This is a genomic window from Rhizobium sp. CNPSo 3670, from assembly GCF_057784555.1.
Genome location: NZ_JBXSOL010000015.1, coordinates 16,291 through 41,022, shown reverse-complemented (window position 1 = coordinate 41,022; position 24,732 = coordinate 16,291). Strand labels below are relative to the sequence as shown.

Genomic DNA, 24,732 nt, shown 5'->3' with positions numbered 1-24,732 from the left:
TGTGTCTGCATTCAAACTCGTCGCCGGCTTCCGCATGGAAGGGGCGACCCCTATTGCGGCTACCACGGAAAGTTGGGATCTATCGGTGCGGGTCGCTTAGCGAACCCGAGAGCAGCATTGCTACCGTCAGAGCTGCAATAAGCACGTAGACGGATGCGTTCCAGCCGACGTGATCGTAGACCTGACCGAGAACCACACTGCCGGCCATGCCTCCGGTATAGTAGGATGCGAGGTAGATGCCGCTCGCTCCAGCCTTGTCGCTCCTGGCATGTTGACCGACGACGCCGGTTGCCATTGCCTGTGCGAGGAAGGTGCCGACCGCCACCAGTGTCAAACCGATCAGGATGACCGGCAAATACGCACTGAGAAGCGCGACGAGTCCGACGATGGCAATCGCAAGCGTCAGCACGATTCCGGTTGCCGGCCCCACAGCGCTTGCGAGCCTGCCGGCGAAAGGCGTGGTGAAGATCGACGGAAGGAAGACGAGATAGACAAGGCCGAGCGCCATCGGGCGTACCCCGAGCGTGACAATCCGAAAGTTGACATAGGTGTAGGTGCCGATGAACACGAAGAGGATGAGGAAGCCGATAGCGAAGACGCGTCGCAGCTCCGGATCGGCAAGATGTCCGCCCCAGACGCGCATGGTGAGGTTCCCGCGATCATCGCTCCGCATCATGCTAGTCGTCCTTTTGAGCGTGAACCAAACCAGGGCGGCGCCGAGGAGGTTGAGGGCGGCAAACACCAGAAAATTTATCGAGAGGCCGCCAATGCCTGCGACGGCAGCGGACAGCATGCGGCCGAAGAGGTTGCTGGCAACATTGCCGGTGACATAGGCGGCTAGGGCCGTGGAGGCCTTTCCGGCGGAGAAATGCTCCGACAGATAGGCGACCGTCAGCGTGAAGGCCGTCGACATGCAAAGCCCCTGAAGCACTCGCAGCGCGGCAAAGATGATGATGTTATCGGTAAATGCCAGAAGCGTCGTTGGCACAGACAGGATCGCGAGGCTCACCCAGATGCCGTTGCGCCGGTCCAGGCCACTGCCGAAGAAGGCAACAAGCAGACCGGCGAGTGCCATACCGAGGGTGCTGGCATTGACGGCGAAACCCATCGTGGCACGGCTGACCTGAAATCTCTCGACCAGAGAAGGCAATACGGCTTGCGCCGCAAACAGGTCGACCAAGGTCAAAAAGGCGATGAGTGCGATCAGTCCAAAGCGCCAACTGTCGGCGTGAATGGTCCGGCGCTCTTGAACGGATGCCGTGAGCGGCTGTTCGATGTCGGTCATGCTTGTTCCTCCGGGGATGCACGGCGTTTCCCTGCCGGTGCGAGGGAAACGCCGGCGAGCGATGGGTCTGCTTCAGATCAAAGGGCAACCGTTACATCGCTGCGTCATCGGTGTGCATTTCCGGGCTCAGTATGTCGGAGGAATAGAGCACGGCCGAAGCCTTGCCATTGTTCTTCCACCAATGGGAGAGATGTCCAAACTCGGCCGTCACCTCGCCCTTCTTGTGCAGGATCGGCACCTTGCAGGTGCTGCTGTATTCCGTGATCGAGCCGGAGATGATCAGGATATTGGCCGGGCGCATCTCGTGCGAATGCCAGGGAACGATGCCGCCCGGCTGCACGACGAGCTTGCGCATGCGCAGCATGCTGCCCTTCCAGGCTTCGCCCTTGGACGAGAGATTGATTGTCTTGACGACGCTGTCGGAGACGCCCTTCGGCATCATCGGGCCAGGCTTCATGCCATCCTCAGTGACCTGATCAGCCGGGCATTCGCCCGCCATGGCGGACGCGGCGGGCAGGCCGGCGCCGAGGACCACTGCAGCGAATGCGAGAGCGGCGAGGGACATGCGGTCGGTTTTCAATACGGGCTTCATCAGCGGTTTCTCCTTGTTGGAGCCCGGCGGGGACGGTGCCGAGCATGTTCGAAGATTGGCGGAGCGCCGATCGAAAGAGAAATGCCAGATGCTTTTGATTTCGATAGCCGCAAGCTATTGTCAGCCGCAGGGGAAACACCGAATGCCCGGCAGCTTGCCAGGCTGTGCTCCCGTGGTTGTTACGATACTGCCTTTAATGCGAACGGCCCGACGCTTTCGCCCAGCCGTATGATTTCACGGCGCCGACAAAGACCGAAACCGCCGGGGAGAAGCGTCGGCCCGCCACCGTCACAAGGCAGACCTCGCGCGAGACTTCTGGGTCCGCGACAGGTCGCACCTGCAATCCTGGGATAACGGCGCTGTATTCGGGAATGAAACAGATACCAAGGCCACCGGCGACCAGGTTCTGGATCCAGTCCTCGCGCTCGCTGGAATAGGAGACGAGGGTCTTCACGCCTTGTGCGTCGCAGAGATCCGTGAGGTAATCCCAGTATTCGCAATTGACGCGACGCAGGTAGATCTCACCGTCGATCGCCGCGATGGGAATGGCATCGTATTCGCCGAGTCGATGGCCCGCGGGGAAAGCGAGCATGAACCTTTCGCGAAAGAGCGAGGTCACGTCGAAGCGTTCCGGAAAGCTCGTTGCCGTCGACATGAGCGCCACATCGATTTCGCCAGTCTCGAGCAGATCGGACAATCGGGCGGGCACGCCCTCGATCAGTTGCAGCTGGATTCCCTTGTGGCGCATATTGAATTCGGTGAGCAGACCGGTGAACCGGCGCGGTCCGATCGTGCACATGATGCCGACCTTGAGATGCGCTTCGCTGAGACAAAGAAATCGCGATGCCTCAGTACGCACACCCATCAACTCGTCCTGGATCTGCTGGAATCGTGGGCGAAGAAGATTGCCGAGATCTGTTATGTGCGTGAGATTGCGCTCCCGGCGGAAGAGCAGTCCGCCCACCTCATCCTCCAGCTGCTGGATGGCGCGACTGAGAGCTGGCTGAGTAACATTGCACTTTTCGGCCGCGCGCGTGAAGTTTCGCGTTTCACACACCGCCAGGAAATACCTTATATGGTGAATATCCATCGCCGCCCCTCGGCATGAATTCTATTTGCAATACCCTCAATATTCTCCGCGGGCGGCATTCTCCTCCAATGCCATGGATTTATCAATTCCATACCAGACTGGCATTTCTAAAGCGAAGCCCGGTCGATCATTGTGATTGTAAGACGCCAGACGGCGTCGTCGATCGTAGTGGAGAGCGGATATGCTGAACGCCTTTGATCCCGTAACTGATACTCTCGTCGGCCGCAGGCCCTTGGAAGGGCGTAGCGCCATAGTCACTGGCTCGACCAGCGGCATCGGCCTTGGCATTGCACATGCGCTTGCAAGGGCAGGGGCCGCCGTGATGTTGAACGGCTTCGGCGATCCTGCCGAGATCGAGATGCTGCGCGACGGCATTGCCACCGATAACGATGTCGACGTTGCCTACGACGCCGCTGACATGTCGAAGCCGGAAGCGATCCGCATGATGGTCGAGAGGGCGGTCGCCCGTTTTGGGCAGGTGGACATCGTCGTCAACAATGCCGGTATCCAGCATGTTTCGCCGCTCGGAAAGTTTCCGCCTGAAAAGTGGGACGCCATACTTGCTATCAATCTTTCCTCAGCCTTCCATCTCGTTCAGGCGACGTTCGACAGCATGTGCGCCAACCGCTATGGCCGGATCGTGAACGTCGCCTCCGCCCACGGATTGGTCGCGTCCCCCTTCAAATCAGCCTATGTGGCGGCCAAACACGGTATTGTCGGCTTCACCAAAACGATCGCGCTCGAAGGCGCGGAATACGGGGTGACGTCCAACGCGATCTGCCCCGGTTACGTCTGGACGCCGCTTGTCGAGCACCAGATCGAGGATCAGGCGAAGTCGCACAACATCCCGCGGGACGCGGTGATCCGCGACGTTTTCCTGAAGGACCAGCCGACGAGGCGTTTTGCCACGGTTGAGGAAATGGGCGCGCTTGCCGTCTTTCTCTGCAGCGATCTTGCCGGATCGATTACCGGCACGGCGATCCCTGTCGACGGCGGTTGGACTGCGCACTGATCAATCATTTGAGGCACGGAGGTTGCGATCGTGAACAAACATGTGGGTGCAAAGCTCAAAATGCAGCCCGACTCGTCGCCTGCCGAGCGCGAGCCGCGGACGATCAATCTTGCGCTGCAGGGCGGCGGGGCGCACGGCGCCTTTACGTGGGGAGTGCTCGATCGGTTGCTGGACGAGCCGAGCCTGTCATTCGAAGGCATTGTGGCAACCAGCGCGGGCGCGATGAATGCTGCGGTCGCAGCCTATGGCCTGGCTGAGGGCGGGCGGAGCGGAGCACAGACGGCGCTTGCCAATTTCTGGCGCCGTGTCAGCCACGCAGCTGCATCCGGACCTTTGCAGCCAACCTTGCTCGACCGCATTACAGGCTCGAAATCGCTGGAATTCTCGCCGGCGTTCATCATGTTCGACCTGGTGACACGGCTTATGTCGCCGTACCAGTTCAACCCCTTCAATTTCAATCCGCTGCGCCAGGTGCTGGAACAGTCGATCGACCTGGAGGCAATCCGCATGGCACGCTGCCCTGTCAAGCTCAACATCTGTGCTACTAACGTGCGGACTGGCAAGGTGAAGGTGTTCGGCAACGACGAGCTCTCGATCGATGCCATCATGGCATCTGCCTGCCTGCCCTTCCTGTTCCAAGCCGTGGAAATCGGAGGGGAAGCCTATTGGGACGGTGGCTATATGGGCAATCCCGCAATCTTCCCGCTGATTTATGGCTGCGACACGCCCGATGTACTCGTCGTTCACATAAATCCGATAGAACGACCGGAACTGCCGCGTACGGCTGGAGAAATCCTCAACCGTATCAATGAGATCAGTTTCAACTCGTCGTTGCTGAGGGAAATGCGTGCGGTGGCCTTCGTCACACAGCTGATCGACACGGCAGCGTCGCCGCCTTCCAATCTCAAGCGCATTTTCGTGCACGGTATCTCAGACGACGAAGCGATGAAAAACCTCAGCGTCGCGAGCAAGCTGAACGCCGACTGGGGGGCGCTCATGGACCTGAGGGATCGCGGCCGCCAATGCGCCGATCTCTGGCTGCAGGCCAATTACCAGGAGATCGGCAAACGATCGACCGTAGACGTCCGCGAACGTTATCTCTGATCCTCAGCCATTTCGGCAGGCCCACCTCCCGCGCGCCGAAACCTGAGCCCCCGTCCACCACTCCGGCGGGGGCTTTTTTTGTCTGCAAGATTGCCCGTCGACACATAGAGACGGCGTATCGAAATCATGCAGAGACAGCATTTCAGGTGACGGCTGACTTCTGGGAAGGTGAAGACAGGCAAGCCGATGGCGGTTTGACCTCACGAAACCCAGGAGATTTCTCATGAATACCACTCGTCTTCTCATCAGTTCGGCCCTTGCCGCCGCAGCCTCCGTGGCTGCGGGCAGCGCCTTTGCCGGCCCGGCTGCCAAGCCGGATTTCTCGTTCGAAAAGTGCTTCGGCGTCGTGAAGGCCGGCCTGAACGACTGCCAGACGGCCAGCCATTCCTGCGCCGGTACGGCCACCGCCGACAACGCCAAGGATTCATGGATCTACGTGCCGGCCGGCACGTGCACCAAGATCACCGGCGGAAGCAACGAACCCAAGGCCTGACCTTTCCACCACTTCAATCAAAGGAGTAATCGATGTCCAAGATATTTCCGAGCAATCCGGTGCCAACCGCCGCGGGCATCGGTCTTCGCTCCCAGCATATCGGCGAAATGCTGTCTCGCCGCCCCGCGGCGGGATGGCTTGAAGTCCATGCGGAGAACTACATGGGCGGCTCGGCGGCCGTCGAGGCGCTGGAGCGGCTGCGGGAAAGCTATCCCCTGTCCGTCCATGGCGTCGGTCTCTCGCTCGGGAGCAGTTCCGGTCTCGATCGCGACCATCTGGAGCGCATGCGCAAGCTCTGCCTGCGTTTCCAGCCAGGCCTGGTCTCCGAGCATCTCGCCTGGAGCGCCGCCGACGGCGCCTATCTGAATGATCTCCTGCCGCTGCGTTATGACGCAGAGGCCCTCGCCATCGTGACCGCCAACGTCTCGCGGCTGCAGGATACGCTCCAGCGGCGCGTCTACATCGAAAACCTCTCTGCTTATGTCGCCTTCGAGGACTCGACAATGACCGAGGCGGAATTCCTGGTCGAGCTCGTGCGCCTCACCGGCTGCGGGCTGCTTCTCGATATCAACAATGTGCATGTCTCGGCCTGCAATCTCGGCTTCGATTCCAAAGCCTTCATCGACCAGCTTCCCGCGTGCGCCATCGGGGAGATCCATCTTGCCGGGCACGCGATCAACGAGGTGGAAGGCGATATCGTATTGATCGACGACCACGGTTCGCGCGTTCCGGCGGCTGTCTGGTCGCTCTATGCTCATGCGATCCGCAAGATCGGCCCGCGTCCGACGCTCATCGAATGGGATACGGATGTGCCCGCTCTCGACGTGCTCCTCGGTGAAGCCATGTGGGCCGACATGCTGGCGCAGTCGATCGCCTTCGAAGACCGCATGCTGGCTGAAAGGCCGACACCACAGTCGACCCGGTTCGAGGGTATGATCCTGCCATTGCGGGCCGACAACCGGACGGGCCCGATGCCGGCGCTCGCCGCGCTTGCGACGATTAAGCCGTCGGTCTTCGCCAATCATTCGGGCGCAAGGAGGGTTGGCCATGCTCTCTAACTGCGCGCTGCAATCGCGGGTCGCCCAAGCCATCCTCGGTGAAGATGGCCGCGATCTTGCGCCGGTGCTGGCGAAAGGTGCTTTCGACCCGCTGCGTCGGTTCAACATTTACCGCAACAACACCTTCGCCTCGCTGACAGCGACCTTGATCGCGGTTTTTCCGGTTACGGTTCAGCTTCTGGGCGAAAACTACTTTCGTCATGTCGCCGGCGCCTTCATTCGGAATAATCCGCCGCAGGAAGCGCAGCTTGTTCGCTATGGCACGAGTTTCCCTCGCTTCCTGGCCGACTTCGATGGCATCCGCACCATGCCCTTCATTGCCGAAACGGCGCGGCTGGAATGGATGATTGCCGAGGCGCTGGATGCGCCGGCGCTGCAGGGCTGTCGCTTGGAGCAGCTGGCGGACGGTGAAGCCGACACCTCACCCGAGATCGTTCTTCAGCCCTCGCTGCGCCTGCTGGTGTGTCGTTGGCCGGCGCTGGACATATGGGAGGCGCATCAAGCCGGCGGAAACATCGAAGCATTGGCGAGTCTCAGCCGCCGACCGGAGCGGATCGCGCTCTGGCGCGGCCAAGATAGCATGCGATTTCTGCGCCTCGATGCCAGCCATTTCGCCTTCCTTCATGCCCTGAAAAGGCGCGCCAGCCTGGAGGCTGCGGTCAGCCGCTTGCTTGCCCGCACTCCCGGCTTCGATCTCGAGGGTGCCTTTGGCGGCCTTTTCGCCTTTGGCCTCGTCGCTCGCATTCGCCACATCAAGCCCGCAACCAAGTGAACAGGATGGAAGTCATGACTATGATGTCCCCTTCTTCGACGCGACACAGAGGCGGTATTATCGGTCTCTATGTCGCCGCTATCGAGAGCCTCAACAGCCTGCCCTTGTCGCTCGTCCAGCTCGTTGCCCGTCTGGCGGTCGCCCACGTCTTCTGGCAGTCGTCGCAGAGCAAGCTTGCCTCCTGGCCGGCGACAGTTCAGCTGTTTACGCTCGAATACCAGCTGCCCGTCATCGATCCCGGCGTGGCCGCCGTGCTTGCGACGACGGCTGAAGTCACTGGCTCGATCCTGATTTTTCTAGGCCTATTCTCTCGTCCCGCCGCTCTTTTGCTGCTTTGCGTCATCGCGACGATCCAGCTCTTTGTCTACCCGCAGAACTGGCCGGACCATTTGCTCTGGACGGCGCCGTTGCTGTTCATCCTGACGCGCGGGGCAGGCGCCGTTTCGCTCGATTATCTGGCAGCGCGCCTGTTTCCGAGGGGGCGCTGAGCCATGCGCGCAGTTGTCGAAGAGACAAGTGGCGGCTCGCCACTCATGAGCCCAGAGGCACGTCAGGCGGCGGGTCACCGCCCGAGGGTCGTCATCCTCGGAGCCGGATTTGGTGGGCTTGCCGCCGCCAAGGGTCTTCGGCATGCGGACGTGGATGTGACGGTCGTCGATCGGCGCAACTATCATCTTTTTCAGCCGCTGCTTTATCAGGTCGCGACGGCCGCGCTTTCGCCCGCCCAGATCGCCATGCCGATCCGCCGCATTCTCTCTCGGCAATCCAACGTCACTGTGCTGATGGAGCGTGTCGAGGGGATCGACAAGAAGAACCGCTTCGTTCAGACCACAAATAGTCGCATCGCCTACGACTATCTGGTCGTCGCCACCGGTGCAAGGCACGCATATCTCGGAAAGGATGAATGGGCGGAGACCGCGCCCGGGTTGAAAACAATCGCCGATGCGACCGAAATCCGCGCCCGGATCTGTCGGCCTTCGAACGTGCCGAGGCAGCCGAGGACGAAGCCGAGCGGCGGCGGTTTCTCACCTTCGTCGTTGTTGGCGGCGGCCCGACAGGCGTTGAACTGGCTGGAGCAATCGCCGAGCTGGCAAGAAAGGCTATCGTCCGTGACTTCAGGCGCATTGATCCGTCCTCGGCTCGCGTGGTGCTGGTCGAAGCCGGCAATATCGTTCTGCCGACCATGCCGGCGAAATTGTCGGGAGAAGCCCGGCGACACCTGGAGATGCTCGGCGTCGAGGTGTCCCTGGGGGAAGCTGTAACGCGATGCGACGCTGAAGGCGTAGCACTTGCCGGCGGCCGGCAAATCCGATCATCCTGCGTGCTGTGGGCGGCCGGTGTCATGGCCTCCAGAGCGGCCAAATGGCTCGGCGTGCCCGCTGATCGCGCCGGCCGCGTCCACGTCGACCTGAACCTCAACCCGCCGGGCAATGACGAGATCTTCGTGATAGGCGACACGGCGGCGGTCGCGGACAGGAGCGGCAGGCCGGTTCCCGGAGTGGCACCGGCCGCCAAGCAGATGGGCGAACACGCGGCTCGCGCCATTCTCGCCAGTCTCGGTGCCCGGGCCTTTGGCCCGTTCGGCTATCGCGATTTTGGAAATCTGGCAACCATCGGGCGCAATGCGGCGGTGGCCGACTTTCGCCGCATCCGCCTTTCAGGATTTTCCGCCTGGCTGGTCTGGAACATCGCCCATCTCTGGTTTCTCGTGGGCTTCCGCAATCGCGTCGTGGTGTTTGCGGACTGGGCGCTGGCTTATGTCCGGTATGACCGCGCCGCCCGTCTGATTACCGACCGCCATGAACGCTAGAACATTCCCACGCATAAAGATGGGACGTGCGGTCACTGCACTGCTGCTGCTTGCTGTGTTGTCGACGGCGGCGCTCGTGCACCTGGTCTGGTATCGTACCGCAAGCCGGAACATTGAAACGGTTGTTGCGAGCCTTGATGCTCAGAGCACCGCTGCGGTCCGCAACGAGCTTTCTTCTAATCTGGCGCTGGTTTCGAGCAGCGCGGAGATCGTCAGATCGGTCTTTTTCCAGGGAGCGATCAGGCCGGACGACGAGGTGAAGCGTGAATTCCTTTTCCTGTCGTTGCTGCGTGAACAGCCGGCGATTGCCTGGATCGGTTTCGGCTTTCCGGACGGCCAATTCTTTGGGGCGCACGCGCTGCCCGATGGCCAAATCGAAATGGTGGAGATCGGCCACGCACCTCTCGGCAAGCCGCGTCCGCTGCGCCGCGATCTCTATAAGCCAATTCCGGGCGATATCTTTTTCGAAAATCGGCTAAAGGCCGAGAGTGTCTACGTTCCGGAGGGCTCGCCATGGTACAGACTTGGCCGGACCAGTGCAGAACCGGCCTGGAGTCTCGTCAATATTCTTCCGAACGGATTCGAACCGGCGATCGTCGTCTCGAAGAAAGTCGAGGTGTTCGGCCATTTCGAAGGTGTGGTGATGGTGGCGGTCAGCCTGCATCGGTTGTCGGCCATACTTGGCGGGCTCAAGATGCCGGAAGGCAGCAAGGCCTTTGTGCTAGCGCGGGATAATGCGGTACTGGCGACATCCGAGCCGTCAGACGGTATGGTCGCTGCTCATCTCAAGGATTTTGCCGCGTCCGACGCTCTGGCCGCGGCAGTCGCCATGGCTGCCAGCCCCGAAAAGCCCGACGGTTCCCGGACGCTGGTGGCGAGCAAGGCGCTCGGCCCAATCTTCGTGTCATCTGGCAAGTTGCCGTTCGAAGACTGGCGTCTGGTCACCGCCATACCGCGGGCGACTTTTGCCCGTGACATCGACGCCAATACCGAGCGACTGATCTTCATCATCGGGGGCATTGCTGTGCTGGCCGCTGTGACGGCGATCCTGTTTGCCAGAATTCTCTTCGCTCGGCCACTGTCGCGCCTTGCCGAGCAGCTGCATATGATCGAGAGGTTCGAACTCGACGCCGTGGAACATCGCCCTGCGCTGTTGACTGAACTCGATCATTTCTCCTCCGCCCTGAAGCGCATGTCGAGCGGCCTTGCCGCGTTCGCGCGCTTCATGCCCGTCGAGGTCGTTCGTCCCCTTGTCGATGGCGGTCTTAAGCCTCGTCCCGGCGGCGAGCTCAGGGACATAACGGTGTTGTTTGCGGATTTGCCAGGCTTTACGGAACTCACGGAAGAGTTAGGCGCTGGCGTTGAACCAAGCCTGACGCGGTTTCTGACCCTGTCGATCGCCGCTATTCATGCCGAAGGCGGCACAGTCGACAAATTCATCGGCGATGCGGTGATGGCGATCTGGAATGCCCCCGGCAATGTGCCGGATCACGCATTGCGCGCGTGCCGCGCCGCAGCGGCAATTCGCGATGCGATGCATGCCATGGCGCCGATTGCGCCCAAGCATGATGAGATTCGGGTGCGTATCGGCATCAACACCGGCGTGGCCCTTGTCGGCAATATTGGCTCGACTGAACGCCTCAGCTATACGGCGATCGGCGACGTCGTCAATCTCGCGAGCCGGCTCGTTGGCGTGGCCAAGGACAAAGGCGTGGAAATTGCACTAAGCGACGAAACGCTTCGAAAGACCCGAGACCTTATTCAGACAAGGCCGCTTGGCTGCGTCGGCATACGGGGAAGGATCGCGCCGGTCCGTGTGCACACGATCGATCCGGCTGATATGGCGGACTGAAGGAGCATGACGATGCTGCTGCTCACAACGCTGATCTGGTTGCAAACCAAGCACTTCATGGCTGACTATGTCCTGCAGCCCGAATGGATGATTGCCGGCAAAGGGAACTTCAAGAAGCCGGGCGCTTATGTCCACGCTGGCATCCACGCCGTCGCCACCGCGCCGATCCTCTTGGTTGCAGTCACGGATCCGACGTGGATTTTCGCCATTGCCTCGGGCGAGTTTCTGATCCATTTCCTTATCGACCACTTGAAGGCCATCCACGGTCAACGTCAGCCGCACCCGGTCAATACACGTTCATTCTGGATACTTCACGGCGCCGACCAGCTCGCTCATCATCTGACCTATTCGGCAATATTGGCGATCGTGGCCTGGGATGCCGACTTTATTCCATGAAGCAGACCTTCGAAATCGAACGGATGACGTCTTCGGAAGGAAACTGCTATTCCGCGCGATAACGACGGTGAGCGCTCTCCGAGCAGGTCGGAATTCCGGGGAGCGGAACCGGACACGATGCGATCGTCAGTCTCAATGCCGTTGCAGGCGATATAAAGCGACAAACTGACGCTCTACTTTTCGACCGCCTGGGAGCTCGCCATGAGCCGATCAAGGCGCAACCTCCACCGGCTGCGGCAATGCCGCAGCCATCAGGCTTTGATTATTCCTTCGGCGGCCCGCCCCGCCGCTCCAGCGCCGTCTTGCGGATGGTCTCCGCGATCTCCGGACTACTGCTCGACAATATCTGGAAATCCACGGCGTAGAGCGACAGCAGCGATACCTCGGTTGCTGCGCTGACCGTCGCTGAGCGAGGTTCGCCACTGATCAACGCCATCTCGCCAAAGAAGTTTCCGGTACCAAGTTCCACGGGATGGTCGGGTGTCGCCACGGTGACCCGCCCCTCGACGATGAAGAACATCTGATCGCCAACATCGCCCTTGCGGCAGATCACGGCACCTGCGGGGACAATGCGCGGTCGCAGCGCCCGGACGATCTCGATCAGTGCAGCGGAACCAAGCTTCTGGAACAGGGGTACGGCAGCGACCAATTGCCAGTTGCGAACGAAGTCTTGGCGGCGAACCTCTTCGTAGAAGCCGGTGGCGAGGATGCCGGCCCAAAGTGCAAAAATACCGATCCCGCTCATCATCACCAATCCGGCCAGAACTCGGCCGGCAAGGGTCTGCGGGATCTCGTCACCGTAGCCCGTCGTCGACAGCGTCACGACCGCCCACCACATCGCCTGCGGAATGCTGCCGAACTTATCGGGTTGGACATCTCGCTCGATGATATAACCAGCCAATGCAGCGCCAAAAAGAACGATGCCGAACACCGATGTCACGCCAAGCAGATTGCGCGATTCATTCGCGACCACCTTTGCCAGCAGCCTGAAGAAGGTCGAGTCGCGCAACGGCTTGAGAAGCCAAATGGCGCAATAGAGGTTTCGATCACGGGACCCAACGAACAAGAATGCAGCAGCCGGAACCAGCACCGCGAGCAAATCGATCACGAGGGCCGGCATCCCGCCCGACCAGCGGTGTCGCCGTGAAAGCAATGTCCCGCTCAACTGGAGGACATAGGCCAGCCAAATTGCCGCAAGTAGCAGCTCAAAGACAAACCTCTCCTGTCCAGTAAGGCCCTGCGTCGTCAGTGCGGCAACGACGAAGAGACCGATTGTAGCGAACAGCGCGTTGAGCGGAGTCGAGATCTTCGAGAACGGCACTGCCGACATTACATACTCCCAACCGCCCGGCATTCGTCGACAATAGATACCTTCGGGCAACAGGCAAGGAAACGAGGGACTGATGCAATGTGTCTTCGCACCAAAGAATTTGGCTTTCAAGCGCTGCGGAGCGTGGAATCAAAGGTGATGTTATTTCTAAGGCGGCCGCTCCAAGGGCGACCACGATAGTCAGCAGATAGCTGAACTTTCCGGCGGCACTTCCTGACCAAATGCGGATAAGTTCCTTAAATCACAGATATTCCGCACGAGGGAAATCGCTTGGTCGATCGTTCAGATCTCTCAAGGCGAGAGACCAGAGAATCCGAAAAGTCGGACTATCTTGGTGTTTAGTTGCGGGGATGGGCGGGCTTATGCAATGAAGCGCCTGCCTTTTCCGCTGCCGCTTGCAGACGCTTGTCCTTGGTCCATAATGCCGCTCGCCGATCAAGCAGTATCGAGGCGAGTAAGTGGGCATCGGTATAGCCGATGCGCATACTGAAGATGCCGTGACGGTCGATCATTGTCATCACTTCGTCGTGCGTTGCGACGAACGCTTGGCGCTGGGCTGCCAGAAATGTAATCACACGCTCGCGATCTCGGAGGCTGCCAAGTGCCAGTTCGCCGACCACAGCCGGATGGCAGAGTAGACGATCGTGCTCAATGATCGTCCGAAGCTCGGCATCAACTTGGCGAAAATGATCGATCCATATAGAAGTGTCTGCCAGTATCACTTGGCCGCCGCGCTCCGGCGACGTGGAGCTGCCTCCGCATCGGGCATAGTTCCACCGAGCGCGATCAGGCGTTTTCCGGACTCTACTCGGACAAGCGTCTCCAACGCCTGGCGGACGAGAGCCGCGGTTTCTTTTGTGCCGGTCAGGGACCTGGCTCTTTCCATAAGAGTGTCATCGAGATTGATTGTCGATCGCATCGTTAATTATCCTTGTCCTGATGTTTTAAATAGCACCATTAGGTGAAAATCTACGCCTAGGTCCGACGGAGCGTGATAGTTTTTATCTCAACAGGATCGTTGCCATTCCGGCCATCGGCGCCCTGTGCGTTCGCCTTGTACAGCTTTAGTCCGTAGGTGATAGCGCCGAAGAGTTCTCCTATGTCTCCGTAGACATTCAGATGACGGCGTGTCTGAAGGTGGCAGCTTTCTGCCAGCGACAGGAGCTCCTCAAAATACGGAATCAAGGATGTGTCTGAATTCGTATTTGGCGCGCCAGTCATGAAATCGAAGCTGTTCTTCCACATCGGTGCAGGAAACCCATTCGCCGTCGTCATAGAAGGCTCGATCCCAGACATCAGCATCCATACCTCACGGAGTTCCAATTTTGCACCGCCGCCATCGCGGTCTTTCGCACAGAAACGCCATGCCAAGGCTCCTGGTGGAGGCCGACGGTGGGCGTTTCGCAAGCCGGGGGCGCCGCAGAGGGAGAGGAGGGAGGGGGATTTTCCGGCGGGTTTGGAAGGCTGGAGAAAGTTCCGGCCGGCTCGTCACGGAGAAACGATATGGCACAGGCCAATGAGAAAATCACATTGAACGTTGGACGCGACATCCCTTTCAATAAACTGATCCTGAGCGAGCAGAACGTGCGTCGGGTAAAGGCAGGCGTCTCGATCGAAGATCTCGCAGAGGACATAGCCCGCCGCGGATTGCTGACCAGCCTGAATGTTCGCGCTCAAGTCGATGATGACGGCAACGAGACCGGCTTTTATCGCATCCCGGCTGGCGGCCGGCGCTACCGTGCGCTTGAACTGCTCGTGTCACGCAAACGGCTCGCAAAGACCGCGGGCATTCCTTGCATCGTCAGCAGCGGCGAAACCCCCGAAGCTGAGGATTCTCTTGCCGAAAATGTCCAGCGCGTCGATCTTCATCCCCTTGACCAATACCGCGCTTTCCAGACACTGCGTGAGCAGGGCATCGGCGAAGAGGAAATCGCCGCCCGCTTCTTTGTCTCGGCAGCGACGGTTCGGCAACGGCTGCGTCTGGCTTCGGTCTCGCCGCGACTGCTCGAACTCTACGCTACCGAGGACATCAAGCTTGAACAGCTCATGGCCTTTTCCATCGGCAACGACCATGTCCGGCAGGAGCAGGTCTGGGACACGATCTCGCGCCAGCAGCTTCGCGAACCCTATTATATCCGCAGGCTTCTGACGGAAACGACGGTCCGCGCGAGCGATCGCCGCTCCGTGTATGTTGGGATCGATGCCTACCAAGACGCCGGCGGTGTTGTCATGCGCGACCTGTTCGAGCAGGACAACGGCGGATGGCTTCAGGATCCGGCCCTGCTCGAGCAATTGGCACTGGAGAAATTGACGGCAGACGCCGAGGCGCTCAAAGCTGCGGAAGGCTGGAAGTGGGTCGAAGCGGCCTTCGACTTTCCTTACGGTCATACAGCAGGGCTCCGTCGCTTCTATGGCCATCAGGTCGAAATGACCGAAGAAGAGATTGCTCGCTACGGAGTGCTCAAGGCCGAATACGACGAACTTGACGCAACCTATGCCAAGGCCGAGGAGCCGTGCGAGGAGACCGAACATCGGCTGGAGGAACTTGGGAGCGAACTCGATCGGTTCAACGAACGGCCATATGTCTTCGATCCCCAGCACGTCGCCCGCGGGGGCGTGTTCATCTCGCTCGGCGCTGGCGGCGAACTGAAGATCGAGCGCGGCTTTGTCCGGCCGGAGGACGAACCGCAGCCGGAGACAATGGGAGCCGAAGCGGAGATCTCCAGGAGCGACTTCGCCCACGACGTGAGCGGAGCGTCGTCCACCGGCGGGGTATCGATCGGCGGCCGGGTTGTGGATGATCAGGCAGAGGAGGAAGACGATGTCATCCGCCCCTTGTCCGACCGCTTGGTTGTCGATCTGACGGCGACCCGCACGGTGGCACTGCGCAATGCGCTCGCCAACAACCCAGCTGTGGCCTTCATTGCCGTGCTGCACGCCTTTGTCCTGAAAACCTTCTACTTCTACGGGGCGGACACGTGCCTGGAACTGACGCTGCAAAGTGCAGGCTTCAGCCAAACCGAAGGGCTCTCCGATACCGTCTGGGTAAAGGAGATCGATCAGCGACAGGAAGCATGGGGCCAGGACCTTCCGAAGTTACCCGAGGAACTCTGGGACTTCCTGGTCGCGCTCGATGAGGTGAGCCGGCTGGCATTGTTTGCCCATTGCGCATCCCTTTCGCTGAATGCCGTGATCGAGCCATGGAACAAGCGCACCCGCGCGATCGCTCATGCCGACCAGCTTGCCCGTGCAGTCGGCTTCGACATGGCCGATGCCGGCTGGGCGCCGACGGTCGGGGCCTATCTTGGAAGGGTCACCAAGGCGCAGATCCTGCAGGCTGTGCGGGAGGCGAAGGGCGAGCAGTCGGCTCACCTGATCGACCATTTGAAAAAAGTCGATATGGCGCGCGAAGCCGAGCGCCTGCTCGATGGCAGCGGCTGGCTTCCCGAGCCCCTGAGAATGGCGATTGAAGAGGCATCGGCACATAGCTCCGGAACAGCAGTCGGTGATGTCGTCCACCGCACCGGCGACGATGCTCAGCTCGAAGCCGAGGCTTCAGATCTTCCGGCTTTCCTCAGTGACGAGGTGAACGCCGAGCAAGCGATGGCAGAGCCGGATGACGCCTTTCGGGACGAGCAGAAGCATCTCGACGCGGCCGAGTAGGCTTTAACCCAACCGGATCAGGTCCGGCCGGTATGCCGGGCCTTCAATTCCGATCCACTCGCACGGTCCCGCTCCGACAGGAGGCCGGACCGCTTTCGTTTCAAGGAGCTTATGTCATGGACACCATCACTTCCACCTCGCAACCAGTATCCTCCGGCTTCAAGGTCGACATCTCGCGCGGTGAGCGCAATGGCCGCGTCTCGTCCGAATGGTTCTCCCGACCTGATGATGAGCGCTATCTTTCGCTCGGCGAACTCTACGGTGCAGTCAGGTCCCGTGCGGAGCGCGCCCACGCCCGAACGGTGGAAAGTTCGTCGATCCGCCTCGAGGCCAGTCGCGACAACTCCGAGCGGCTCGAGCTGATTTTACCCGGCAACCGGCGGCCGGTTGCGCCGACGCATTGGAGCTATGGCCAGCTGTGCACCCTGGTAGGCGCCCCCGCCACCTATATGCGCCAACTTCCCGCGCCGCTTGCCGCGATCAATCTGCAGCATGGCCTGCTCAAAAATCGCGCCGAGCTCGTCAAGACGCTTGAAGTGGTCGACGGCCGCGTCGAGCTGCGGGCGGTGACCGGCCCCGACTACGGCAGGATCTGGGACCACGAGCTCGTTTCCGCCGTGATGAAAATCGCCGGCAATGGAACCGGCGACACGATCTGGAAAGTGCCGGGCCTGCTCGACTGGGCAAGCATGACGCATAATCCCTTCGTCGATATCTCCAAGGATACGACCACACTCTACGCATCCGACCGAGATGTCTTCCTGTTCCTGGTCGACGATACCCATCCGATCGAGGCGGGGCGCCTGCAGAATGGCGAACCTGACCTGTTCTTCCGCGGCTTCTATGCGTGGAATTCGGAGGTGGGGTCGAAAACGCTTGGCATCGCCTCCTTTTACCTGCGCGCCGTTTGCGCCAACCGAAACATCTGGGGCACGGAAAATTTCCAGGAGATCAGCATTCGGCACAGCAAATTTGCCGCCGAGCGCTTCGCCCATGAAGCAGCACCGGCGCTGGCAAGCTTTGCCAATTCCTCACCTGCAGCTTTCGTCGTAGGCATCCAGGCCGCGCGCGAGCGGATCGTCGCCCGCGACGATGAAGATAGACAAACATTCCTGCGCCGGCGCGGCTTCTCGAAAAGCGAAACCGGCAAGATCATCGAGACGGTTCTCTCCGAAGAAGGTCGACCGCCGGAATCGGTCTTCGATTTCGTTCAGGGGATCACCGCCCTGGCACGTGACAAGACCCATCAGGACGTCCGTCTCGAGCTGGAAGGCAATGCGAGGAGGCTACTCGAAAGTGCGGTTTGAGCGCGCCTCGTAAGGTGATGCCGTCGATCGGTCCGAGCCCGCTCGTCGGCATTGTCATTGCCACGAACAGCATCACCCCTTTCCAGGCACCTGCGCGGTGATGACGACAGGGCGCGAGAATACTCTCGGAAAAAAGGAACGCACGGGCGGGGGCAGTCGGTTCCGCCTCCCTGCCGGCCGCTATGCTGAGGCTCCCGCGGCTGCCCTTGTTCCGCCCTTAGCGTGGCGAGAATTCCCGAAATCCCGCCTTCGGCGGCGCTATGCTGATTTCTCCGATACTCTTCATTGTCTGTCTGGAACCCGCCAGGGGCGGGTTGCCCGAGCATCCCTTTACTCCGCGTCAGCAGCAGAACAGGCCGCAATTGATTCGCCATCGCGGTTCTGTTGTTTTCGAAAAAAGTCAGTTTAATCCGATTTCTGGCCGACCCGGAACGAGCTCAGCTTGTTCAATAGATCCTCCGAAATCTCGAACTGCCGCGCCGTTCCCCTGCCCATGGAATTCTTCACCATCGTCTCGCTCAGCATTCCACGCTTTACCAGAAGGTCGACGGTTTCCTTCACGCCAGTTCGGGTCAGTTCGGTGATTTCGATGATGTTTGAGAGGGTTAGCTTCTGGTGCGCTTGGCTCATCGTGTAGAGGATCGTCATCATGCCGACCTGTTTCAGTCGCGCCTGCGGCGTCTCGTCCTCCAGCGGATGATCGAGAATCTCATGGAGGATGAGCCCTGAGAAGGCAAGGTTCTGCCATTGCTGTTTAAGTGCGCTTGTCATGTCATTTAACTGTGTTATATAAGCTAGTATGTCGTTGGGAAGGAAGCCATGCAAGCCTTCCCGAATGCGATGGAGCATCGTCGTATCGAAGGGGCCTGTCCATGAAAAGCCTTCTGCTGAATTCATTGCTTGCGATCTGCTGCACGACGCTATCCTATCTTATTTCCGGCAGTAAATCGCAAGCTGAAGATTGGGGATGCCAGGTTATCCTGTGCCTTTCGAATCCCGGAGGGCCGACGCAATTTGGCGAATGCCGGCCGCCGATCCAAAAATTGTGGCGGGAGCTTGCCAGAGGTCATTCGTTCCCGACCTGCAGCGGCGTCGGTTTTCACAGCTCACGGCCCGGTTATGAACCCTACTATTGCAATGCCGGATACGGTCTGAGGGGAGGAGACGGTTCCCTCGGCGGGCAAGTGACATGCGTGGCGACATCGCCGCAACCGGTGAGCAATGCCCTCTGCTCGAATGATGCTGACAACTTTGGCACCTACTACAATTCGGTACTGTCACCACATTGGCAGCATCAGGATGGGCGCTACCGGTGCATGGGTTACCCGATCATGCGCCCGAATGTGAGGTCGCAGCCTCACTATATCGACGTCACCATCGACGGCGCGACGACGCAGCGGGTGTGGTACTGACCATGGCCGCTGCCTTCATCGATATCGCGCAAGCCTGCGCGCCGATGGTCAAGGTCGAAACGCTGGCAGCCGTCGTCAGCCTTGAGAGCGGCTTTCAGCCTCTTGCCATTCGCATAAACAGCGGCCCGCCACTTGTCGACCGGCCGGCTTCGAAAGCCGAGGCGATCGAGGTGGCCACGTCCCTGATGGCTGATCGCCAGGATATCCAGGTCGGTCTTGGCGGCCTCGGGATCGAGGCGCTTCAGAAACTCGATCTGTCCCTTGCGGACGCCTTCGATCCTTGCCTGAGCCTCAAGGCCACGGCGACGCTTCTCGACCGATACTATCGTAAGGCTCTCCGCGTGGGGGACTATCCGGCTCGAGCCGAGACCGTCATGCTCCGCTCCTATTATGGTCGCGATGATCCGTCGGTCGGCGCAATAGTTCGGTATGACGAGCAGGTGCGTCAGGAAATAAGGCGACTCTCGCCAATGCTGGCTTCGCTCTCCATTGCGGGAACGGACGGTCAGGTCCCGCCAGTCCCATCGCCGCAGGATCAGCCGAGTCAAGCGCCTCTGAAACAAGCCCCACACACCGCCCAGGCCGCTGAAGCCGCGTCATGGGACGTTTATAACTCCCGACGGCAATCGTCGGCTCTCGTTTTCCGCAATGATAGATCGGAGCAAAGCGAATGATCTCGAAACCCCGTCTTCGCCCCCTTGCCACATCCACACTCATGGCGGCCGCGATCGTCGCCTTCATGGTCGAGCCGGCCTTCGCCCAAGCCGCCGGTATTGAAACCGTGCTGCAGAACATTGTCGACATGCTGACAGGCAATATCGCCCGTCTGCTGGCGGTCATCGCCGTCATCATCATCTGCATTTCCTGGATGTTTGGCTACATGGATCTGAGGCGCGCAGGCTTCTGGATTATCGGCATTGGCGGAATTTTCGGAGCGACCGAACTGGTCAACACCATCGTCGGGAGCTGATCGCCGTGATGAACACCCCGCACCTCGAAGACGATACGTTGTTTCTCGCATGCACCCGCCCGGCAATGATCGCCGGCGTGACCATGGAAGCCATGGGCGTCAACATCATGCTGACGACCATTCTTTACATCACCGCAGGATCGACCGCCTATGCGCTCGTTGGCGTCGCCTTTCACGCCCTGTTTCGCGCACTGGTCAAGCACGATCACAATAGGTTCCGGATCCTGATTGCCTGGATCGAGACCCGGGGGCGATCGCGCAATACCGCCTATTGGGGCGGCGCCAGCCTCTCCCCCTTGCCGCTCATCCGCCGTTACGACGAAAGGGATTTCAGCCTTGCCTAGTATTGCGACGCTCCGGTCTCGCGAACTCGGCGCAGAGACCTTCATTCCCTATGTCAGGCATGTCGATGAGGCAACGATCGCGCTCGATTCCAGAGCGCTGATGAGCATGATCGCGCTGGAAGGAGTTTCCTTCGAGACCGCCGATATCCGCGACCTCAACGGCCTGCACCGCAGCCTAAATACGCTTTACCGCAATATCGCCGACGAAAGGTTGGCGCTCTGGACGCATGTCATTCGCCGTCGCGACAACGCCTATCCCGAGGGACGTTTCGCCAACCCCTTCTGCGAAGGCCTCAATGCCAAATATCGCGATCGGATGATCGGTGAAGACCTTTTCCGAAATGACCTCTATCTTGTGCTCGTCTGGCATCCCGGCCGGGATGCTGCCGAAAGGGCAGCCAATCTTCTCTCCCGGCTGCGCAAGGCGCGCCGATCCGGTATCGAACTTGATGAAGATGCCCTGAAGCATTTGCGCGACCGGGTGGCGGATGTGCTGGCCGGCTTGCAGCGCTTCGAGCCACGTCTCCTCACCCTTCGAGAGCAGGGCGGCATCCTGTTCTCCGAACCCAGCGAAGTTCTCCATCAGATCGTCGGAGGGCGGCGTGAACCAGTTCCGCTGACGGAAGGAAGGATTTCTTCGGCGATTTATTCCGATCGGGTCATCTTCGGGCGCGAGACAGTCGAGATCCGTCACGAGGCAGAAAGCCGCTATGCCGGCATGTTCGGATTCAAGGAGTATCCGGCGACCACGCGCAGCGGCATGCTCGACGGCATCCTGACGGCCCCCTTTGAACTCATACTGACGCAGTCCTTCGCGTTCACCTCGAAAGCTGACGCCCGCACGATCATGGGCCGCAAGCAGAACCAGATGGTCAGTGCCGGCGACAAGGCAGCAACCCAGATCGAAGAGCTGGGGGCGGCGATGGACGAGCTCGAATCCAATCGCTTCGTTCTGGGAGAACATCACCTTGCGTTGACGGTCTTCGCCCCCTCGGTCAAGGAGCTGACCGACCACATGGCGAAAGCTCGCGCTTGTCTCACCGGGGGCGGCGCGGTCGTCGCTCGCGAGGACCTGGGGCTCGAGGCTGCCTGGTGGGCGCAGCTGCCTGGGAATTTCCGCTATCGGGCGCGCTCCGGCGCCATCACCTCGCGCAACTTCGCCGCTCTTGCGCCCTATCATTCCTACCCTACCGGTCGCAAGGACGGCAACGAATGGGGACCGGCGGTCGCCATGCTCAAGACCGCATCGGGCTCTCCCTTCTATTTCAATTTCCACCACAGCGATCTGGGCAATACCTTTGTCTGCGGCCCATCAGGCACCGGCAAGACGGTGCTATTGAACTTCATGTTGTCGCAGCTCGAAAAACATGATCCCCACATGGTTCTCTTCGACAAGGACCGGGGCGCCGAGCTCTTCGTGCGCGCAGCAGGCGGCAATTATTTGCCGCTTAGAAATGGCATCACCACCGGTTGCGCTCCATTGAAGGCGCGGGAGCTCACTCCAGAATACAAGCTCTTCCTCACCGGCTGGATCACCAGGCTGGTCGGATCAGCGTCCGGTGAACTATCGATCACGGAGTTGCGCGACATTGCTTCGGCGGTTGACGGGGTGGCGGACCTGCCGATGGAGCGTCGCTCCATCGGTGCCCTGCGCGCATTCCTCAACAACACCGATCCCGAAGGAATCGCCTCGCGGCTGAGAAGATGGGAGAGGGGAGGACCACTTGGCTGGGTCTTCGACAATGAGGCCGATGACATCGGTGTCGGCGCCAAGTTCATCGGATACGACATGACGGATTTCCTGGATAACGAGGAAATCCGCACGCCCTTGATGGCATATCTGTTCTATCGCATCGAGCAGATGATCGATGGGCGTCGCATCATCATTGTCATCGACGAATTCTGGAAGGCGCTGCAGGACGAGGGTTTTCGTGACCTCGCGCAAAACAAGCTGAAGACCATCCGCAAACAGAACGGGCTCATGCTGTTTGCGACCCAGAGCCCACGCGACGCCATCGTCTCTCCAATTGCCCATACAATCATCGAACAGTGCCCGACGCAGATTTTCCTGGCCAACCCGCGCGGCGACCGCACCGACTATATCGATGGGTTCAAGCTGACTGAACGCGAGTTTGAGCTCGTCTCACGCGAACTCTCCGTCGAGAGCCGCCGGTTCATCGTCAAGCAAGGGCATAACAGCGTCGTGGCCGAGTTGAACCTCAACGGCTTCGACGACGAGCTCGCCATTCTCTCGGGCCGGACAGCCAATGTGGAACTTGCCGATGCCATCCGATCGGAACTTGGCGGCGGGCCGGAGGACTGGCTTGCCGCATTTCACCAGAGAAGGAGGACAGCATGATCCGCGCAGGAACTATGGCGCCCTTGTTTGCATCTGCCGCTTTTTCTGCGTCGGCAATGCTGGCGTCTGCACAGGGCATTCCCGTCATCGACCAGACGTCGATCGCCAAGCAGATCGAGAGCATCGCGCAGCTCAAGTCCCAGCTCGACACCTTGAACCAGCAGCTCCAGCAGGCTCAGCAGCTGTACGGATCGCTGAACAAGATCACCAACATGGCCGACGTCGCCAGCCTCTTGAACGACCCCTCGATCCGCAAGGCGCTCCCACAAGATTTCAATGCGATCGAGGCGCTCCTCAAAGGAACCGGCAGCGGCGTCTTTGGCAGCTCCGCCTCGAAATTCCTCCAGGACAATTCCACCTATCGCACTGATGCCAATGATTTCTATGCGCAGGAGTTGTCGCGCATACAAGACCAGAATGCGGGGCAGATGAGCCTTGGTCAGCAGATTTATGATGCCGCCACCAAACGCATCGAAGGCATCGATGAGCTGCGCCAGAAGATCTCCGGTGCAGCTGACGCCAAGGAGATCGCCGACCTGCAGGCCCGCCTCCAGGCCGAAAGCGCCTTCCTGCAGAGCGACGTCCTTCGCATGCAGGCACTGCAGATGGTCCAGCAGACGCAGGTGCAGGTCGAGGAACAGCGCAAAGCCGAGGACTGGCGTAAACGCATGGATGCGATGGGGGCGGCGCTCAAATGAAATGGTATCTTTCTGCCGTGACCGTGCTTTTCCTGTCGGCCTGCTCTGCACCAGTGGACAGGGTTTATACCGTTGATGAACTCATGGCCGACGACGCTCTGCTCGCCAGGATCATCGACGAGTGCCGCAACAATCCGGGTGAGCTCAGCGAAACCCCAAATTGCCGCAACGCCGAGGCTGCGGACGGCAAGCGGCGGCTGGAGCGCATGGGCAAATCGTTGGGAGGCTGACGATGTATCAGGTCTTCAGCTTCGTCGACGGTCAGTTCAAGACACCGCTGGAAAACTTCGTTTCCTCGGGCACCTCGAATATTGCGAGCTGGGTGAGTGGACCACTGACCGCGGCACTGACACTCTATGTGGTGCTCTACGGCTACCTTGTTCTCCGCGGATCCGTCCAGGAGCCCATCCTCGAATTCGCCTTCCGGGCAATGAAGCTTGCCATCATCGTCATGCTGGTCAAGAATGCGAGCGACTATCAGACCTACGTCACCAACATATTCTTCGACACACTGCCGCGCGAGATCTCGCAGGCGCTGAACTCGGGAACGGCACCGAGCGCTTCGACTTTCGACAGCCTGCTCGATAAGGGTCAAAACTGCGCCTACGAGATATGGCGCCGGGCCTCGTGGCCGATCGATATCGTCACCGGGATCGGCGGCATGATGGTCATCGGCGCCAGCTTCATCGTGGCGGCGATCGGGTATATCGTTTCGCTCTATGCCCGGCTGGCGCTTGCTATCGTACTGGCGATCGGCCCCATCTTCGTTGCGCTCGCCATGTTCCAGTCGACTCGCCGGTTTACCGAAGCATGGATCGGCCAGCTGGTAAACTTCGTCATCCTGCAGATCCTGGTCGTTGCGATCGGCTCTCTGCTGATCACCTGCATCGACACGACCTTTACGGCGATCGAAAGCTATAGCGATGTCATGATGCGTCCGATTGCGCTCTGCGCCATATGCCTTGCCGCCCTCTACGTCTTCTATCAGCTGCCGGGCATCGCTTCGGCACTTGCTGCCGGCGGCGCGTCGCTCACCTACGGCTATGGCGCGGCGCGCGATGCGCATGAGAGCACGCTCGCCTGGGCCGCTTCCCGTTCAGCCACGGCGGTCGGCCGCGGAGCCCGTTCCCTCGGCCGCCGCCTGACACCAGGCCGGGCCGAATGACGGCCACCGCCCAGAAGACA

The 24,732-nt window shown here is 60.1% G+C and carries 26 protein-coding genes and 1 pseudogene; 19 read left to right on the top strand and 8 right to left on the bottom strand.

Going from position 1 to position 24,732, the window contains the following annotated elements:
• Positions 1-79 precede the first annotated feature (79 nt).
• The 3 genes from AC13QO_RS17185 to AC13QO_RS17175 form a co-directional block, all read right to left on the bottom strand.
• The gene (locus tag AC13QO_RS17185; RefSeq protein WP_488541339.1) at positions 80-1,285 is read right to left on the bottom strand and encodes an MFS transporter; all 1,206 of its coding nucleotides are present in this window, start codon (positions 1,283-1,285) and stop codon (positions 80-82) included.
• 91 nt (positions 1,286-1,376) lie between these two features.
• Positions 1,377-1,877, bottom strand: coding sequence for a cupin domain-containing protein (locus AC13QO_RS17180; RefSeq protein WP_488541338.1), 501 nt, complete (start codon positions 1,875-1,877; stop codon positions 1,377-1,379).
• Between the two features lie 193 nt (positions 1,878-2,070).
• On the bottom strand, positions 2,071-2,967 hold the full coding sequence (locus AC13QO_RS17175; RefSeq protein ID WP_488541337.1) for a LysR family transcriptional regulator: 897 nt from the start codon (positions 2,965-2,967) through the stop codon (positions 2,071-2,073).
• Between the two features lie 181 nt (positions 2,968-3,148).
• Between AC13QO_RS17175 and AC13QO_RS17170 the strand changes: the two genes are divergently transcribed.
• The 9 genes and pseudogenes from AC13QO_RS17170 to AC13QO_RS17130 all read left to right on the top strand — a co-directional run bounded on the left by AC13QO_RS17170 (position 3,149) and on the right by AC13QO_RS17130 (position 11,464).
• The gene (locus tag AC13QO_RS17170; RefSeq protein ID WP_085862089.1) at positions 3,149-3,979 is read left to right on the top strand and encodes a 3-hydroxybutyrate dehydrogenase; all 831 of its coding nucleotides are present in this window, start codon (positions 3,149-3,151) and stop codon (positions 3,977-3,979) included.
• 30 nt (positions 3,980-4,009) lie between these two features.
• Entirely contained in the window at positions 4,010-5,083 is a 1,074-nt protein-coding gene (locus AC13QO_RS17165) for a patatin-like phospholipase family protein (protein WP_488541336.1), read from the top strand.
• 223 nt (positions 5,084-5,306) lie between these two features.
• Complete coding sequence (locus AC13QO_RS17160) at positions 5,307-5,576, top strand: BufA1 family periplasmic bufferin-type metallophore (RefSeq protein ID WP_085862087.1); 270 nt, start codon at positions 5,307-5,309, stop codon at positions 5,574-5,576.
• Between the two features lie 32 nt (positions 5,577-5,608).
• The gene (bufB, locus tag AC13QO_RS17155) at positions 5,609-6,634 is read left to right on the top strand and encodes an MNIO family bufferin maturase (protein ID WP_488541335.1); all 1,026 of its coding nucleotides are present in this window, start codon (positions 5,609-5,611) and stop codon (positions 6,632-6,634) included.
• Positions 6,624-7,406, top strand: a complete 783-nt coding sequence (locus AC13QO_RS17150; RefSeq protein ID WP_488541334.1) for an HvfC/BufC family peptide modification chaperone — start codon at positions 6,624-6,626, stop codon at positions 7,404-7,406. Before bufB ends, AC13QO_RS17150 begins: the two co-directional genes overlap by 11 nt.
• Before the next feature lie 14 nt (positions 7,407-7,420).
• The gene (locus AC13QO_RS17145) at positions 7,421-7,894 is read left to right on the top strand and encodes a DoxX family protein (protein WP_488541333.1); all 474 of its coding nucleotides are present in this window, start codon (positions 7,421-7,423) and stop codon (positions 7,892-7,894) included.
• Positions 7,895-7,939: 45 nt separating this feature from the next.
• Positions 7,940-9,216, top strand: a pseudogene (locus AC13QO_RS17140) (NAD(P)/FAD-dependent oxidoreductase).
• Positions 9,206-11,068, top strand: coding sequence for an adenylate/guanylate cyclase domain-containing protein (locus AC13QO_RS17135; RefSeq protein ID WP_488541332.1), 1,863 nt, complete (start codon positions 9,206-9,208; stop codon positions 11,066-11,068). The pseudogene AC13QO_RS17140 and the gene AC13QO_RS17135 overlap by 11 nt, the downstream one beginning before the upstream one ends.
• Before the next feature lie 12 nt (positions 11,069-11,080).
• On the top strand, positions 11,081-11,464 hold the full coding sequence (locus AC13QO_RS17130; protein WP_285192223.1) for a DUF3307 domain-containing protein: 384 nt from the start codon (positions 11,081-11,083) through the stop codon (positions 11,462-11,464).
• Positions 11,465-11,726: 262 nt separating this feature from the next.
• On the opposite strand, the gene AC13QO_RS17125 is transcribed toward AC13QO_RS17130, so the two are convergent.
• From AC13QO_RS17125 to AC13QO_RS17110, 4 genes are all read right to left on the bottom strand, one after another.
• The gene (locus tag AC13QO_RS17125) at positions 11,727-12,794 is read right to left on the bottom strand and encodes a cyclic nucleotide-binding domain-containing protein (protein WP_285192222.1); all 1,068 of its coding nucleotides are present in this window, start codon (positions 12,792-12,794) and stop codon (positions 11,727-11,729) included.
• A 338-nt stretch (positions 12,795-13,132) separates the two neighbouring features.
• Complete coding sequence (locus AC13QO_RS17120) at positions 13,133-13,516, bottom strand: PIN domain-containing protein (RefSeq protein ID WP_488541331.1); 384 nt, start codon at positions 13,514-13,516, stop codon at positions 13,133-13,135.
• A complete protein-coding gene (locus AC13QO_RS17115; protein WP_017958375.1) occupies positions 13,513-13,713 on the bottom strand; it encodes a type II toxin-antitoxin system VapB family antitoxin in 201 nt (66 codons plus the stop codon). The genes AC13QO_RS17120 and AC13QO_RS17115 overlap by 4 nt, the downstream gene beginning before the upstream one ends.
• A gap of 56 nt (positions 13,714-13,769) precedes the next feature.
• Positions 13,770-14,165, bottom strand: coding sequence for a hypothetical protein (locus AC13QO_RS17110; RefSeq protein ID WP_285192219.1), 396 nt, complete (start codon positions 14,163-14,165; stop codon positions 13,770-13,772).
• Between the two features lie 132 nt (positions 14,166-14,297).
• On the opposite strand from AC13QO_RS17110, the gene AC13QO_RS17105 reads away from it, so the two are divergent.
• A complete protein-coding gene (locus AC13QO_RS17105; RefSeq protein WP_488541330.1) occupies positions 14,298-16,457 on the top strand; it encodes a ParB/RepB/Spo0J family partition protein in 2,160 nt (719 codons plus the stop codon).
• 116 nt (positions 16,458-16,573) lie between these two features.
• A complete protein-coding gene (locus tag AC13QO_RS17100; protein ID WP_488541329.1) occupies positions 16,574-17,764 on the top strand; it encodes a DUF932 domain-containing protein in 1,191 nt (396 codons plus the stop codon).
• Positions 17,765-18,169: 405 nt separating this feature from the next.
• On the opposite strand, the gene AC13QO_RS17095 is transcribed toward AC13QO_RS17100, so the two are convergent.
• Complete coding sequence (locus AC13QO_RS17095; RefSeq protein WP_168302397.1) at positions 18,170-18,535, bottom strand: MarR family transcriptional regulator; 366 nt, start codon at positions 18,533-18,535, stop codon at positions 18,170-18,172.
• Between the two features lie 101 nt (positions 18,536-18,636).
• On the opposite strand from AC13QO_RS17095, the gene AC13QO_RS17090 reads away from it, so the two are divergent.
• From AC13QO_RS17090 to AC13QO_RS17055, 8 genes are read left to right on the top strand one after another with little or no spacing between them, the layout of a single operon-like run.
• Positions 18,637-19,176 carry a hypothetical protein gene (locus tag AC13QO_RS17090; protein ID WP_488541328.1) on the top strand — a complete coding sequence of 180 codons (540 nt, stop codon included), beginning with the start codon at positions 18,637-18,639 and terminating at the stop codon, positions 19,174-19,176.
• Between the two features lie 2 nt (positions 19,177-19,178).
• Positions 19,179-19,850, top strand: coding sequence for a lysozyme family protein (locus AC13QO_RS17085; RefSeq protein ID WP_488541327.1), 672 nt, complete (start codon positions 19,179-19,181; stop codon positions 19,848-19,850).
• Positions 19,847-20,146: a TrbC/VirB2 family protein gene (locus tag AC13QO_RS17080; protein ID WP_285192214.1), complete on the top strand. Its 300-nt coding sequence runs from the start codon at positions 19,847-19,849 to the stop codon at positions 20,144-20,146. The genes AC13QO_RS17085 and AC13QO_RS17080 overlap by 4 nt, the downstream gene beginning before the upstream one ends.
• 8 nt (positions 20,147-20,154) lie before the next feature.
• Positions 20,155-20,490, top strand: coding sequence for a VirB3 family type IV secretion system protein (locus AC13QO_RS17075; RefSeq protein WP_488541402.1), 336 nt, complete (start codon positions 20,155-20,157; stop codon positions 20,488-20,490).
• Entirely contained in the window at positions 20,483-22,849 is a 2,367-nt protein-coding gene (locus tag AC13QO_RS17070) for a VirB4 family type IV secretion/conjugal transfer ATPase (protein WP_488541326.1), read from the top strand. The genes AC13QO_RS17075 and AC13QO_RS17070 overlap by 8 nt, the downstream gene beginning before the upstream one ends.
• Positions 22,846-23,547 (top strand): P-type DNA transfer protein VirB5, encoded by a 702-nt coding sequence (virB5, locus tag AC13QO_RS17065; protein ID WP_488541325.1) that lies wholly within the window; start codon positions 22,846-22,848, stop codon positions 23,545-23,547. The genes AC13QO_RS17070 and virB5 overlap by 4 nt, the downstream gene beginning before the upstream one ends.
• Positions 23,544-23,777 carry an EexN family lipoprotein gene (locus tag AC13QO_RS17060; protein WP_488541324.1) on the top strand — a complete coding sequence of 78 codons (234 nt, stop codon included), beginning with the start codon at positions 23,544-23,546 and terminating at the stop codon, positions 23,775-23,777. The genes virB5 and AC13QO_RS17060 overlap by 4 nt, the downstream gene beginning before the upstream one ends.
• 2 nt (positions 23,778-23,779) lie before the next feature.
• On the top strand, positions 23,780-24,712 hold the full coding sequence (locus AC13QO_RS17055; RefSeq protein WP_488541323.1) for a TrbL/VirB6 family protein: 933 nt from the start codon (positions 23,780-23,782) through the stop codon (positions 24,710-24,712).
• Positions 24,713-24,732 lie beyond the last annotated feature (20 nt).

What these genes read in the sequence shown, in the direction of transcription:
- virB5 (WP_488541325.1), top strand. Translation starts at nt 22,846, where the DNA reads ATGATCCGCGCAGGAACTATGGCGCCCTTGTTTGCATCTGCCGCTTTT.
- AC13QO_RS17100 (WP_488541329.1), top strand. Translation starts at nt 16,574, where the DNA reads ATGGACACCATCACTTCCACCTCGCAACCAGTATCCTCCGGCTTCAAG.
- AC13QO_RS17150 (WP_488541334.1), top strand. Translation starts at nt 6,624, where the DNA reads ATGCTCTCTAACTGCGCGCTGCAATCGCGGGTCGCCCAAGCCATCCTC.
- AC13QO_RS17115 (WP_017958375.1), bottom strand. Translation starts at nt 13,713, where the DNA reads ATGCGATCGACAATCAATCTCGATGACACTCTTATGGAAAGAGCCAGG.
- AC13QO_RS17175 (WP_488541337.1), bottom strand. Translation starts at nt 2,967, where the DNA reads ATGGATATTCACCATATAAGGTATTTCCTGGCGGTGTGTGAAACGCGA.
- AC13QO_RS17055 (WP_488541323.1), top strand. Translation starts at nt 23,780, where the DNA reads ATGTATCAGGTCTTCAGCTTCGTCGACGGTCAGTTCAAGACACCGCTG.
- AC13QO_RS17180 (WP_488541338.1), bottom strand. Translation starts at nt 1,877, where the DNA reads ATGAAGCCCGTATTGAAAACCGACCGCATGTCCCTCGCCGCTCTCGCA.
- AC13QO_RS17130 (WP_285192223.1), top strand. Translation starts at nt 11,081, where the DNA reads ATGCTGCTGCTCACAACGCTGATCTGGTTGCAAACCAAGCACTTCATG.
- bufB (WP_488541335.1), top strand. Translation starts at nt 5,609, where the DNA reads ATGTCCAAGATATTTCCGAGCAATCCGGTGCCAACCGCCGCGGGCATC.
- AC13QO_RS17185 (WP_488541339.1), bottom strand. Translation starts at nt 1,285, where the DNA reads ATGACCGACATCGAACAGCCGCTCACGGCATCCGTTCAAGAGCGCCGG.
- AC13QO_RS17125 (WP_285192222.1), bottom strand. Translation starts at nt 12,794, where the DNA reads ATGTCGGCAGTGCCGTTCTCGAAGATCTCGACTCCGCTCAACGCGCTG.
- AC13QO_RS17135 (WP_488541332.1), top strand. Translation starts at nt 9,206, where the DNA reads ATGAACGCTAGAACATTCCCACGCATAAAGATGGGACGTGCGGTCACT.
- AC13QO_RS17075 (WP_488541402.1), top strand. Translation starts at nt 20,155, where the DNA reads ATGAACACCCCGCACCTCGAAGACGATACGTTGTTTCTCGCATGCACC.
- AC13QO_RS17145 (WP_488541333.1), top strand. Translation starts at nt 7,421, where the DNA reads ATGACTATGATGTCCCCTTCTTCGACGCGACACAGAGGCGGTATTATC.
- AC13QO_RS17085 (WP_488541327.1), top strand. Translation starts at nt 19,179, where the DNA reads ATGGCCGCTGCCTTCATCGATATCGCGCAAGCCTGCGCGCCGATGGTC.
- AC13QO_RS17170 (WP_085862089.1), top strand. Translation starts at nt 3,149, where the DNA reads ATGCTGAACGCCTTTGATCCCGTAACTGATACTCTCGTCGGCCGCAGG.
- AC13QO_RS17090 (WP_488541328.1), top strand. Translation starts at nt 18,637, where the DNA reads ATGAAAAGCCTTCTGCTGAATTCATTGCTTGCGATCTGCTGCACGACG.
- AC13QO_RS17095 (WP_168302397.1), bottom strand. Translation starts at nt 18,535, where the DNA reads ATGACAAGCGCACTTAAACAGCAATGGCAGAACCTTGCCTTCTCAGGG.
- AC13QO_RS17080 (WP_285192214.1), top strand. Translation starts at nt 19,847, where the DNA reads ATGATCTCGAAACCCCGTCTTCGCCCCCTTGCCACATCCACACTCATG.
- AC13QO_RS17160 (WP_085862087.1), top strand. Translation starts at nt 5,307, where the DNA reads ATGAATACCACTCGTCTTCTCATCAGTTCGGCCCTTGCCGCCGCAGCC.
- AC13QO_RS17060 (WP_488541324.1), top strand. Translation starts at nt 23,544, where the DNA reads ATGAAATGGTATCTTTCTGCCGTGACCGTGCTTTTCCTGTCGGCCTGC.
- AC13QO_RS17105 (WP_488541330.1), top strand. Translation starts at nt 14,298, where the DNA reads ATGGCACAGGCCAATGAGAAAATCACATTGAACGTTGGACGCGACATC.